The sequence below is a fragment of the Nostoc sp. UCD121 genome, from assembly GCF_014222285.1.
In the GTDB taxonomy this organism is placed as follows: Bacteria; Cyanobacteriota; Cyanobacteriia; order Cyanobacteriales; family Nostocaceae; genus Nostoc.
This window is the reverse complement of record NZ_JACKZS010000222.1, coordinates 1-12,116: the sequence shown is the minus strand read 5'-3', so window position 1 is coordinate 12,116 and position 12,116 is coordinate 1. Positions and strand designations below refer to the sequence as shown.

General features: G+C 42.1%; 13 protein-coding genes. 8 read left to right on the top strand and 5 right to left on the bottom strand.

The features are described from left to right. Nucleotides 1–466 precede the first annotated feature (466 nt). The 3 genes from GNF10_RS30450 (at nt 467) to GNF10_RS30440 (ending at nt 3,024) form a co-directional block, all read left to right on the top strand. The gene (locus GNF10_RS30450) at nt 467–1,003 is read left to right on the top strand and encodes a hypothetical protein (protein WP_185583836.1); all 537 of its coding nucleotides are present in this window, start codon (nt 467–469) and stop codon (nt 1,001–1,003) included. Nucleotides 1,004–1,224: 221 nt separating this feature from the next. Then, a complete protein-coding gene (locus GNF10_RS30445) occupies nt 1,225–2,061 on the top strand; it encodes a protein-glutamate O-methyltransferase CheR (RefSeq protein ID WP_185583848.1) in 837 nt (278 codons plus the stop codon). Nucleotides 2,062–2,244: 183 nt separating this feature from the next. Next, nucleotides 2,245–3,024: a hypothetical protein gene (locus GNF10_RS30440; protein WP_185583838.1), complete on the top strand. Its 780-nt coding sequence runs from the start codon at nt 2,245–2,247 to the stop codon at nt 3,022–3,024. 41 nt (nt 3,025–3,065) lie between these two features. Here GNF10_RS30440 and GNF10_RS30435 read toward each other — a convergent pair whose 3' ends face one another. From GNF10_RS30435 to GNF10_RS30415, 5 genes are all read right to left on the bottom strand, one after another. Further along, the gene (locus GNF10_RS30435; protein WP_185583840.1) at nt 3,066–3,668 is read right to left on the bottom strand and encodes a heme-copper oxidase subunit III; all 603 of its coding nucleotides are present in this window, start codon (nt 3,666–3,668) and stop codon (nt 3,066–3,068) included. A gap of 93 nt (nt 3,669–3,761) precedes the next feature. After that, nucleotides 3,762–5,423, bottom strand: a complete 1,662-nt coding sequence (gene ctaD, locus GNF10_RS30430; protein WP_185583842.1) for a cytochrome c oxidase subunit I — start codon at nt 5,421–5,423, stop codon at nt 3,762–3,764. Between the two features lie 13 nt (nt 5,424–5,436). Then, nucleotides 5,437–6,363 carry a cytochrome c oxidase subunit II gene (locus tag GNF10_RS30425; RefSeq protein ID WP_185583850.1) on the bottom strand — a complete coding sequence of 309 codons (927 nt, stop codon included), beginning with the start codon at nt 6,361–6,363 and terminating at the stop codon, nt 5,437–5,439. A gap of 120 nt (nt 6,364–6,483) precedes the next feature. Next, nucleotides 6,484–7,101 (bottom strand): DUF2231 domain-containing protein, encoded by a 618-nt coding sequence (locus GNF10_RS30420; protein ID WP_185583844.1) that lies wholly within the window; start codon nt 7,099–7,101, stop codon nt 6,484–6,486. Beyond that, entirely contained in the window at nt 7,098–7,598 is a 501-nt protein-coding gene (locus tag GNF10_RS30415) for a DUF2231 domain-containing protein (protein ID WP_185583846.1), read from the bottom strand. The genes GNF10_RS30420 and GNF10_RS30415 overlap by 4 nt, the downstream gene beginning before the upstream one ends. A 631-nt stretch (nt 7,599–8,229) precedes the next feature. Between GNF10_RS30415 and GNF10_RS30410 the strand changes: the two genes are divergently transcribed. The 5 genes from GNF10_RS30410 to GNF10_RS30390 all read left to right on the top strand — a co-directional run bounded on the left by GNF10_RS30410 (nt 8,230) and on the right by GNF10_RS30390 (nt 11,943). Beyond that, the gene (locus GNF10_RS30410) at nt 8,230–8,802 is read left to right on the top strand and encodes a chemotaxis protein CheB (protein WP_185581209.1); all 573 of its coding nucleotides are present in this window, start codon (nt 8,230–8,232) and stop codon (nt 8,800–8,802) included. A 4-nt stretch (nt 8,803–8,806) separates the two neighbouring features. Then, nucleotides 8,807–10,852 (top strand): response regulator, encoded by a 2,046-nt coding sequence (locus tag GNF10_RS30405; RefSeq protein WP_185581208.1) that lies wholly within the window; start codon nt 8,807–8,809, stop codon nt 10,850–10,852. Between the two features lie 21 nt (nt 10,853–10,873). Further along, nucleotides 10,874–11,068, top strand: coding sequence for a hypothetical protein (locus tag GNF10_RS30400; RefSeq protein WP_185581207.1), 195 nt, complete (start codon nt 10,874–10,876; stop codon nt 11,066–11,068). A gap of 266 nt (nt 11,069–11,334) precedes the next feature. After that, nucleotides 11,335–11,553 (top strand): hypothetical protein, encoded by a 219-nt coding sequence (locus GNF10_RS38065; RefSeq protein ID WP_185593043.1) that lies wholly within the window; start codon nt 11,335–11,337, stop codon nt 11,551–11,553. Between the two features lie 129 nt (nt 11,554–11,682). Continuing rightward, nucleotides 11,683–11,943 (top strand): hypothetical protein, encoded by a 261-nt coding sequence (locus tag GNF10_RS30390; protein ID WP_185582173.1) that lies wholly within the window; start codon nt 11,683–11,685, stop codon nt 11,941–11,943. The last annotated feature ends 173 nt before the right edge of the window (nt 11,944–12,116 follow it).

Below are 12,116 nucleotides of genomic sequence, written 5' to 3'. Positions count from 1 at the left end.
ATCCTACTAATTAAACACCATTATTAATATATCCTTCAATTGTGGCTTTGAATTTTGCCGAGTTGTCATTTTTAGAAATAATTTCAATTATAAAATTAAGTGCTAAGTTAATAAAATTATCTTATTTTTGATACAAACTATTCTGGAAAGCTTCATTTAGCAACAGAATCAGCATCAAGCGAAGCAATCTGACTTGTCATAGCAAGCTTGATAGATATTTCCATTTTTAGGCTGAGATTCTCTCTTTGTCCCCTCTCCTGCTCTGCGTTCTCTGTGTCTCTGCGGTTTGTTATAAAAAGAAGTCGATAAAAGATTCATAGGAACTAGACAAATAGCTTTTTTCCAGAGACGATGTAGTGATATATCTCACAAACAACTTTTAGCTTTTACATTCTCTCTCTAGATAAAAAATCTTTCTCTCGGTAGATAGGTGTACTGACTTTATTATGGCTGCTATGTTACCAATATGACGATAGTAAGACAAAACGCCCTAAATACAACCGTAAATCCTTCAGTAAACACTCCAGAAACATTGGCAGAAAAGGTTATTGAAACAGAGCGGATGCATGACGTTCTCCTTTTGCTGCAAAACTTAATTAACAGTGAAGAAGCCACTGTCAAACTAATTCTGGATTGTCTCTATGATGTTGGTTCAGTAAATCTGATCAACCAAAAGCTTCGTATGAAGCCTGTAAACAGGGTAATGAAATTAATTGCCCGAATGTCCAAACCAGTTTTTAGAACTTTGGCTTTCAATTGGTTTAAGAAAAACTGCCCGCAACTGATTACTAATTGGCTACACACCCAGGTAACTTTTAGAATTACCCAAAACATACCTCAACAAGTAGCTGTTGAAGTTGCAGAACTTCAGCCATATCCCTTACCACCGACAGAAAATCTCAGCCAAGAGATTAAAAATCTGCGTTCTCAGGTTAGATGGCTAGCTGTGATTTCAATAATAGCGATCGCTGTTTTAGCAATGACAGTAATTAAGTTAAACTGAAACCCATAATTAGCACCGTTATCAAATTTAATAGATCCAGCAAGCTATTTTAGGCGTAAGATGCACTTGAGTTATAAAAACTCTAGCAGCCTAGAATGTGAATAAATTTTGCTCCATAAGGCGTTTTGGAAAACAGTTGTTTGATTAACTCCAAGCACCCTAACCCTTTGTATTGCCAGCATATTTAAATAGCTGGTTCAGCATATATGCTAATTCGTACTATGACTTTGCCCAAACCTACCTTGGAGGATATCGAAATCCATCTTCTCTTGGAAGGGGTATATCAATATTACGGCTATGACTTCCGCGATTATGCTCTTTCCTCACTCAAGCGCCGCATTCAGAGCTTTATGCAAGTAGAGGGGCTAGCTAATATTTCTGCTTTGCAAGAGCGTTTACTCCACAACCGTGCTTATTTAGAGCGATTTTTGCTTGCTCTGACGGTGAATGTAACATCAATGTTTCGCGATCCCAGCTTTTATAACACCTTCAGAAATCAAGTTGTCCCCTTCTTGCAAACCTATCCGTTTATTCGCATCTGGCACGCTGGATGTTCTACGGGTGAAGAAGTCTACTCAATGGCAATTCTACTACAAGAAGAAGGACTTTATCACCGTTGCCGGATATATGCAACTGATACTAATGAAAAGGTATTACAAAATGCTAGAAGTGGTATTTTTTCTCTAAAACTGATGCAGGAATATACTCATCTTTACCTGAAAGCAGGCGGCAAGAAGTCGTTTTCAGAATATTATACCGCAGCTTATGACAATGCTATTTTTCGCTCATCTCTCAGGGAAAATGTTGTGTTTGCGCAGCATAATTTAGCAACTGACAGTTCTTTTAATGAATTTAATGTTATTCTTTGTCGTAATGTCCTGATCTATTTCAATCAAGCACTTCAAAAGCGGGTACACCAACTATTTTATAATAGCCTCTGCACTTTTGGAATTTTGGGTTTAGGAAAACAAGAATCTATTAGGTTCACCTCTTATGAACAGCACTATGAAGAGATAGTCAAAGGTGAGAAACTATATAAAAAAATAGCTGGTGCTTAAAATTTGGCTGTTTGAACTAGTTTGAACTACTATATAAAGTAAAAAATTTTGATTTTAAATTGTAGAATAAAGTTGCAATTCTGTCAAAAGACAGTCTGTAAAACATTTTTAATTGTGTTCAGAAGATACACTTAGCGATCGCTTAAGGTAAATTACACATTAAAGTCTTAAAGGAGATTGTCGATGCAGCTTCTCGAATGTCCTCCTGTTGCAGTCATTGCTGGAGAAAATGCGGTACACGTTTCTCAACTACCTTCTACATGGCAAGACATTGCTAGAGGAAACATGAGTGTCGGACTTTCCCATGCCCAAAGCTATGTTGAGATGGCACAGTTGTTCCTGTATAAATTACAGTATGGTGACGTTGACTTATTTAGCGATCGCCCCCAACTAGCTCACTTGATACCCTCATTCTCCCAGCTATTTGGACAACTGGCATGGGAAACCCTAGAGTTTTTTGGGCAAGACTTTCTCAAAGACAGCTATCCGAACTTTGAAAAAGTTCTTCGCGATCTGGAGTCAAAGGGAATCGAGTTCGCTGATGAAGTAAAAGTCGCTCGCATTGGCATAGATTTATTCAACGAGTTTGGTTATGAACTACCTGCCAGCTTCTATCATGTGCATCTAGCACCAATTTACCGCGATCATGTTTTTGAAGAACGCGCCTTAAGATTTGATCAGCGCGATATCGAACACAAACGGGCTTGGGATGCCATACTCCATGCAGGTAAAGTGTTTGCGATTCAGATGAAGGTGCAAAGTATTGCTTCTAAATACGGTTTTACTTATCAACACGGCTGTGGTTGTAACTCTCACCTATCTTCCATTGATGTATCTAGTGGCGCGTTTGAATATGAATTGAGTCCCGAAAAGCGCCAGCGATGGATTCGCAGTTTTATTTGGACTGCTTGGTATGAGTATGCCTTTTTTGCGATCGTGCCAAATACGAGTTATTTAGTGTAGATATAAGCAAGCAGAGGGAGAAATTTCTCCCTCATTCTTATTTACTGCCAAACGTAGATGAGGATAAACAAAATAATCCAGATAACATCGACGAAGTGCCAAAACAACGAAGTTGCATTCACGCCAAAGTGGCCTGTGTCGTAATTGCCAGGAATGAAAGAACGTACCAAAATAATCGACTGCAACAGAATGCCGGTGAAAACGTGCAAACCGTGGAAACCTGTTAGCAGGTAAAATGTCCCACCAAATACTCCTGTGGTGAAGCCAAAATCGAGGCCGTTCCATTCAATCGCTTGCCCAACCAAAAAGTAAGTACCCATCGCCATTGTTGTCAAGAGATACAGGCGAAATTTTACTAAGTCATGGCGTTGCAGGGCGCGTTCTGCTAAGTAAATCACAAAACTACTGGCGACAAGAATTATTGTGTTGATTGTCGGTTCTTTTACTTCTAGCCCGGAAACACCTGCTGGTAGCCAGTTAGGGGTTGTTGTTTTGTAGATGGCATATCCGGCGAAAAAACTCAAGAAAATGACGCTTTCAGACAGTAGGAAGACAATGAAGCCAAACATCTTGTTGCCTTCTTCGTCGTGGGTATGTTCTGCGGCTGCGTGGTGCAATTCGTGGGAATCGATATAACTGTCCATTTTGGTTTTTGAGGGGAGTTTGAAACGCAAAGGAACGCGGAGGGAAGCGCAGAGGGACGCGGAGGGTTTTTGCGTCTTCCCGATAGTTTGTGTTTATTCTGGGAGGTTGGATGTTAAGGGTTCTGATTTACCGTAGCCGTAGGGTTCGGAGATGATGATGGGGATTTCTTCAAAGTTTTCTACTGGGGGGGGTGAAGAAACCATCCACTCCAATCCGATTGCCCGCCAAGGATTATTAGGTGCTTTCTCGCCTTGCATCCAAGAAATCACCATGTTGAAAATGAAGGGTAAGGTGGACATTCCTAAGAGAAATCCGCCCAAACTAGCGATGATATTCCAGAATTGATACTCTGGAGCGTAGGAAGCAACTCGGCGTAACATTCCTTGCAATCCCAAGGGGTGCATAGGTAAAAAGTTGAGGTTAGTACCGATGAACGCTAACCAGAAGTGGATTTTACCCCAGCTTTCGGAGTACATCCGCCCGGTCATTTTGGGGAACCAGTGATAGATGGCAGCAAATAAGCCCATCGTCACCGTGCCGTAAAGGACGTAGTGGAAATGTCCCACTACAAAATAGGTGTTGTTAACGTGGACATCAACCGGCACGGAAGAAAGCATGATGCCTGTGATGCCGGCGAAGACAAACATGATTAATCCGCCCAAGGCAAAAAGCATGGGGGTATTTAGCCGCAGTTTACCGCCCCAAATAGTTGCTACCCAAGCAAATACTTTAATTCCTGTGGGGACAGATACAAACATCGTCGTCAACATGAAAATCAACCGCAGCCAGCCCGGAGTACCACTGACGTACATGTGGTGTACCCAAACGATACCGCTAACTACTGCAATCAAAATCGATGAAACTGCAACTACTTTGTAACCAAATAAGGGTTTACGCGAATAAACTGGGAATAATTCTGAGAAAATCCCGAAGATGGGCAAAATAATCACGTAAACGGCGGGGTGAGAGTAGAACCAGAAGTAATGCTGGAACATAACTGGATTCCCACCTCTGGCAGGGTCGAAAAAGGCAGTGCCAGCTGTGAGATCGAGTAGCAACATCACCGCGCCAGCCGTCAATGCAGGTAGTCCAAATAGTTGGATAATTTGAGCGCTAAATACTGCCCAGACAAACAACGGCATTTTGAAGAAACCCATGCCTGGGGCCCGCATCTTCACGATTGTGGTGACAAAGTTCACTGCCCCCATAATTGAGGATACGCCGGATATTGCCACCGCTAAGAGCCAGAGAACTTGACCATTAATCAAGTTACCTGTGGGATTCTGGAGACTGACTGGCGGGTAAGCCCACCAGCCTGCTTGGGCTGGGCCACCAGGGACAAAGAAGCTACCCATCATGATAATTCCGACTACTGGCACCATCCAAAAGGCGACGGCGTTGAGCCGGGGAAATGCCATATCTCGCGCCCCAATCATCAGGGGTACTAAATAGTTGGCAAAACCAACCAGTGAGGGAAATGTCCACAAAAACAGCATTATAGTGCCGTGCATGGTGAACATCCCGTTGTAGACGGTGCGATCAACTAAATCTGATTCGGGTGTCATCAATTCTCCCCGCATCACCATCGCAAAGATACCGCCGACGAGAAAGAAGAAGAAGGAGGTAACGAGATACTGGATACCAATTACCTTGTGATCGGTACTAAAGCTGAAGTATTCTTTCCAGCTAGTTGTAGATTCGTGGTTATGCTTCTCATCAGGAAGAAGAATACCTTCAATAGGAACATTAGTCATGGTTACTTTCCTTTCAACCAGGTGAATTGACTAGAGGAGGTGCAGCAGGTGGAACTGTAACCCAACCAGTTTGGACTGATTGATTGGATGTTTGAGCATATTCAGAAGCTGCCTGATTTTTTGCTACAGATGGCTTTTGGGTTGCAGCTTGTGCTAGCCATTGCTGATAATCTTCAGGAGATTCGACAACCACATTCGCCTGCATCGTCGCAAAGTATGTACCGCTATATTGAGAATCGGTCAATCGGTATTTGCCGGGACGGATGGGAGTAAATTCAAAGTCGATCGCATGGTTGGGAATAATATCCTGCTTGAGGCGAAATGCAGGTATATAAAAGCCGTGGAGAACGTCTTGTGATTTCAGCGCTAAACGTATCCGGCGATCGCTAGGTAAATGCAATTCGGTACTGGTAATATCTCTTTCGGGATAGTGAAACACCCACGCCCACTGTTTAGCTAGTACGTCAATTTTCTCGACGGGTTCAGTTAAAGCGTTAGCTGGTGCATCTTTTGGTTCTGCATAAGCCGATTCCATTCCCAATGGATTATGCAGGTGAACTATTTCCGATGGGCCTTGAATCCCCATTTGTTCGTAAACTTGGTAGCTGTAACCCGCAATCCACAACACTAACAGAATGGGAATTGCTGTCCAGACAACTTCTAAGGTGATATTACCTTCAATTGGGGGGCCATCAGTGAAGTCATTTTTGACTGCCCGATGGAAGATCACAGAATACATTAAAGTACTTGTGACTCCCAAGAAGATGAACGAACCGAGGGTTACTAAGAAGCTAATCAAATCATCAATTAGTAGGGACTCGGCTGCTGCTTGGGGAGGAAGCCAGGAGTAAGACTGCTTTCCGATCCAGAGACTCGTAATAGTCACTGCGATCGCGCCTGTAAGCAGCGTCAAAATATTTAAAATCTTCTGGATTTTCATGGTCATTAGTCATTGGTCATTGGTCACTTGTACTGAGCGAAGCCGAAGTATTGGTCATTAGTCATTGATCATTAGTCATTGGTCATTAGTAACTTCAAACAAAGGACAATTGACAAATGACTATTTGAGAGTTGTGTTGAGGTCTTGCTGCGATCGCAGCAAATTATCTGCTGTATTGTGTACGCCAAACTCGGCAGCCATTTGCGCCCCTAGTGTCCCGTGGACGTACAGAATGAACATGATTGCTATGCCTGCCAACAGATAGATCCATTGCACTTCTCTATCTGTCTGTTTATATTCTTGTTTGGCCCAAACGAAGCGCTGCCATGCTCTCCAGATGGTCAAGACAACAATCAGCGCTAATAAGAATACACCACCCACACCATGCCAAAGCATAGTTTCCATTGCCTGCAATCCCCAGGCACTTTTCATATCAGCTGGTGGTGTTGCCAACAGCATTTCATAAAAACCTGCTGCCACTGTGAAAAATGTGATGATGCTGGCAGCTAGCATGTTGTACCAGCCAACATCAAATAAGTTCTGACGTTCCACAGTAATTGCTAAAAATTTGAAGACCCATTTTTCAAAGGGGAACAGAACACCGACAATATCAAAGGTCATTCCAATAATGAACAAACCTATTGTCAGATGGACTAAGTTGGGATGAATGGGAATTGTGTAAGGTAATCCGTTTGCGCCTAAAGAGCCGCTCAATTGATCAATTAATTCTGAGTTCATCGCAACAGACCATCCTTTACTGCTTCCACAACTGGCACTGTATGCAATCCATACACCCAAACAAGTTCATCTCCGAGATATACTTGCAACCCAACTATCAAAGTTAAAACTAGTCCGGCTCCCAAATAATAAATTGGTATTTTTTGCGGATTGCGGGAACGAATTACATAGCGCCAAGCTGTAATCGCTGTGATGATTCCCGAAAGCGACCAACCAATCAGCGTATGCAAATTTAGTACCGATTTAGCTAGGCTATAAGGCTGTGCTAAACCCGCTTCAAACTGACCAAAAAGGATCGCGACGAAGATGGCGATCGTGGCAACTAACATGTTCCACCAACTCACCTCAAAAAGACTGGATTTACCAGTAAAATAGCCAACTACGTCACAGAAAAAGGAAAACAACACCATCGCAATTACAAAGTGGACAACGATGGGATGAATCGTATCTGGATAAGGCAAATTGTGGTCGTTCAATGATGTAAAATACTCAAGCATTGTCTTCTCCTGAACATATCTACTGCAATGTGGTCAAACTTCCATGATTGATAGATACTTACTAATATCACCACAAGTATCCATCGATAATTGACCGGAATATGTTCAATATGTGCGCGGTGCAATACGCTTAATCATGTCTTAGCTTTTTGCAGCTAAATCTAGTGAGCTTGCCGACAGGGAATAATTTTGATTGTGATTAATTTCCTCATGCCAATAGTCTGCAACAGCAATTCTTGATGGAGCTAAACTAAATTGCTGCTGTTTGTTGATTTGCTTAACCTATCCTTTAGCTTAGGTAAATTTTTATGAATTGTCAAAGCAATAATAATTAAAATTTTAAAAGTTCGTTGTTTAGCAAAAAAGTATTTTTATAATGTAGCGATTCTGGCATTGATAAATATTTTAAAAACCCTAAACGTTAATATTTTTCTGTTAAGTATTTCACAATGATAAAATCTTTAATTGTAATGTTGATGACAAAAATATATAATTTTGATTAGTTGGTATAAATCCGAATCAAGGTAAGTTAGTATCTGTGGTGGTACGGGAGAAAGCTGAAAGGATTTTATGAGCCATAAAGTCACACTAAGATTGAAACCCGCATTCTACAAGTGTGAGGACGAAACAAGTGTCGTTTAAAATTGTGGTGATTGGTACTTCTTTAGGCGGATTATCAGCATTAAAAATTATTTTGGGGAAGTTACCAGCAGACTTCATAGTACCGATCGCGATCGTGCAACACCGTCACAAGGAATCTAACGGCACACTCCAGGAATTATTGCAAGAATCTACTTCACTGACGATTCGCGAAGTGGAAGACAAAGACGAAATTTTGCCAGGGCATATCTATCTAGCTCCAGCAGATTATCACTTATTGGTTGAACCAGGTCACTTTGCTCTTTCCACTGATGAGCCAGTTTCTTATGCCAGACCATCTATTGATGTGTTGTTTGAGTCAGCAGCCGATGTCTACACCCAGCAAGTTATTGGTGTAATATTGACAGGAGCAAATCAAGATGGTATGCAAGGTCTTAAGAAAATAAAAGCGCGGGGAGGAATAACTATTGTACAGGAACCTACTACAGCTGAGAGCGATATTATGCCACAAGCAGCAATTTCTGCTGTTGCTGTAGACTGGATTTTGACACTCTCAAACATAGCTTCCCAAATGGTCAAGCTCTGTCACTCATCACGGAAATAAACCCATGCAGATGGAACCCAAAGTAAACATCCTCCTAGTGGATGATAAACTAGAAAATTTGCTAGCACTAGAAGCAATCCTGGAAAAACTGGGAGAGAATTTGGTGAGAGCTACTTCTGGGGAAGAAGCTTTGAGGTGTCTGCTACATCAAGACTTCGCAGTGATTTTGCTAGATGTGCAAATGCCTGGGATGGATGGCTTTGAAACTGCAACCTTGATTCGCAATCGGGGGCGATCGCGTCACACTCCAATTATCTTTCTTACCGCCTTTAGTACCAGCGACCAAATGCTATTTAAAGGCTATGCCTTGGGTGCAGTTGATTATTTACTCAAACCATTAGACCCCAATATTTTGACTTCTAAAGTCACAGTATTCGTAGAACTATTTAAGAAAACAGAAGCTGTCAAGCAACAAGCTGCACAACTGGTAGCCATGAATGCCGAACTTAGGCAAAGTGAAGAACGATTGCGATCGCTAAGTACCTGTTCACCCGTTGGTATTTTTGAAATTGATACTGAAGGGGGATGTAGATATACTAATCCTCGCTATCAAATAATTTGTGGTTTGAAAGCGGCAGAGAGTTTAGAAAAAAGCTGGCTAGAATCTGTTCATCCAGAAGATAAAGAACGAGCAGTTGCTAGTTGGTCTGCCTATATTTATGAGGGTCGTGACTACTCTGAAGAGTTTCGCTTTCAAACTGCTCATGGCATCATTCGTTGCGTTCAAGTTCGCTCATCACCAATGCTTTCTGGTCAAGGGGAATTGCTAGGATATGTAGGCACTCTCGAAGATATTACTGAACGCAAGCAAGCAGAAGAAGTTCGCGCTCAAGTAATTAGAGAACAGACCGCAAGACAAGAAGCAGAAGCAGCAAATCGGATGAAGGATGAGTTTCTTGCCGTTCTCTCCCACGAACTTCGTACACCCCTCACCTCGATGCTGGGTTGGTCAAAAATTCTCCGCTCTAAGAAACTTGACGAGAAAGCCACTTCTCGCGCCCTAGAGGCCATTGAACGCAATGCTATGTCTCAGATGCAACTAATTGAAGATATCTTAGATGTATCTCGGATTATCCGTGGACAGTTGCGGTTAAATGTGTCTGCGGTGAATCTTATCTCAGTGATGGAGGCAGCCTTAGAAGCAGTGCGTCCCCTAGCAGAGCCAAAAGAGATTCAATTAAATACTGTCTTAGATACTTCAGTCGGTTCAGTTTATGGCGATCCAGCGCGGTTACAGCAAATAGTATGGAATCTCCTAACTAATGCCATTAAGTTTACCCCCAAGGGCGGCAGAGTTGAAGTGAATCTGTCAATAGTCTGTGGTGAAGAACAACAAACAACTCAAAAATATGCCCAAATTCAAGTTATCGATACGGGTATAGGCATCAGTTCTGAGTTCTTACCGAAAGTATTTGAGCGTTTCCGGCAAGCAGACAGCACCACAACGCGATCGCACAATGGACTAGGATTAGGGTTAGCAATCGTCCGCCATTTAGTAGAACTACATAAAGGTACAATATTTGCCCAAAGTCCAGGTAGTGGACAGGGAGCAACCTTTACGGTGAGACTACCACTGCTACAAGACAATAGAGGGAATAGGGAAAATAGAGAAGCCGCAGAAGGAATTTCTTCCTCTGTGGCATCAACACCGCTTGCTGGATTAAAAGTTTTAGTTGTAGATGACGAAGCAGATACCCGTAACTTTCTCAGTTTTATGTTTGAGGAGTATGGCGCGATCGCCACTGCGGTAGCATCAGTTGATGAAGCATTAGCAGTACTTGAGCAAGCAAAAGTAGATATCCTGATTAGCGACATCGGTATGTCGGAACAGGATGGTTATACACTAATTCGGAAACTGCGCTCTTTAGAACCAGAAAAAGGTGGATGTATGCCAGCGATCGCTTTAACAGCCTACACGCGAGAGGAAGACCGTTTAAAAGCGCTTTCAGTAGGGTTTCAACAGCATTTATCTAAGCCAATAGACCCCACTAAATTGATTGCTATGGTTGCCAGCGTATTAAAACTACCAGTGGAAGTTTCAGTTAGTTAATTTGGAATTGGGGAGTGGAGAATGGGAGGGGCTAAAGCTGAAAATGTGCCTTGGACTATACAGCGTTGGCAACAGTTAGTCTCCAAGGAAGGCGAGGCTATTGGTGTTGCTGATGGTGAGCCTTACTGGAACTCATATCTGGGGCAGTGGCAGGTTTGGGTTAACTTTGGGAGCGGGTGTAAGTCTGTGGTGTGCGATTGGCTGGTGGGGGTGTAGGTGAAAGGGAGAAGTTCAGAACAGAATTTGTATATTGATACAAACTCATTACAAACCCATCACCAATTGAGTCACCAGTTAAATTCAGCAGATATCCTCGACTTCAATTTTAGTTTTCTCAAATTGCTGGTTCAGCCATTCGGAAAATAGATGAGAAATAATCTTTAAATGTAAAGTTTTATTTAATTGGGGTATAATAATTTCCTCAACATTAATAAAATGTACCCCCTTAGAGGTAACAATTGGTTTAAGAAGCTGAGGTGGAGTTGCTGCAAATACAGCTGTTGATATTTCTGGTTTCAAATTTATACGGCTCAGTATTCCTTTATATCCTCCACATCGGCGAAACTCAGTTAAATACGGTCGCTTCAACTCCCCTAAATGCTTCAGCACAGCACGGGCAACGGGCAGCCTGTTCTAAGTTCTCATTTTCCCGTAACCGATTAACTCTGCGATCGCCTAATTGCAGAAAACTGCATAATTAGCGAATATCCTCTTGCCTATCGTTTAAAGGTGCAGTTCTATTAGATACTCAAATAATCTAAACGATTAATACTCGTAAATTAATTGTTCGAGATGGAGCAGAAGTCAGTACTCGTACTTCAGGGATTGGGGTGATTCCCACTAACTTGTTTACTCAAAGTGCTGGTTCTGGGGCTGCTGGCGACTTAACAGTTACTACAAAACGTTTAATCGTCAGTGATGGAGGTCGGCTAGGATCTGGCACTTTTGGCAGGGGGCAGGGAGGAGTGTGGGGAGCCAAATTTCTTCCCCATCCTCCCACACCCTATACACCTCCCCATCCTCAGACAAAGGTTTCAGGTTTTCTTAGTGCCATTCAATCTAGACCTGAATTTGAATCCAGGATCTACTAATGGCGGTAACTTAACCCCAGATGTTGATTTTGAGCTTGATTATAGGTCGAATTGGAATTTAGTAGTTGATTTTGGCATTGCTTTTGATGCTCTAGATAGGGCTTGCTGAAAAAGTCGTATTTAAGCCAGATCAAGAATCAATTAACAATGCTTGTAAGTGAAAATATAATTTA

Bases quoted from the DNA above. Each gene is read 5' to 3' on its own strand.
- GNF10_RS30435 (WP_185583840.1), bottom strand. From the start codon at position 3,668: ATGGACAGTTATATCGATTCCCACGAATTGCACCACGCAGCCGCAGAA.
- GNF10_RS30400 (WP_185581207.1), top strand. From the start codon at position 10,874: ATGGGAGGGGCTAAAGCTGAAAATGTGCCTTGGACTATACAGCGTTGG.
- ctaD (WP_185583842.1), bottom strand. From the start codon at position 5,423: ATGACTAATGTTCCTATTGAAGGTATTCTTCTTCCTGATGAGAAGCAT.
- GNF10_RS30425 (WP_185583850.1), bottom strand. From the start codon at position 6,363: ATGAAAATCCAGAAGATTTTAAATATTTTGACGCTGCTTACAGGCGCG.
- GNF10_RS30445 (WP_185583848.1), top strand. From the start codon at position 1,225: ATGACTTTGCCCAAACCTACCTTGGAGGATATCGAAATCCATCTTCTC.
- GNF10_RS30440 (WP_185583838.1), top strand. From the start codon at position 2,245: ATGCAGCTTCTCGAATGTCCTCCTGTTGCAGTCATTGCTGGAGAAAAT.
- GNF10_RS30420 (WP_185583844.1), bottom strand. From the start codon at position 7,101: ATGAACTCAGAATTAATTGATCAATTGAGCGGCTCTTTAGGCGCAAAC.
- GNF10_RS30415 (WP_185583846.1), bottom strand. From the start codon at position 7,598: ATGCTTGAGTATTTTACATCATTGAACGACCACAATTTGCCTTATCCA.
- GNF10_RS30450 (WP_185583836.1), top strand. From the start codon at position 467: ATGACGATAGTAAGACAAAACGCCCTAAATACAACCGTAAATCCTTCA.
- GNF10_RS30405 (WP_185581208.1), top strand. From the start codon at position 8,807: ATGCAGATGGAACCCAAAGTAAACATCCTCCTAGTGGATGATAAACTA.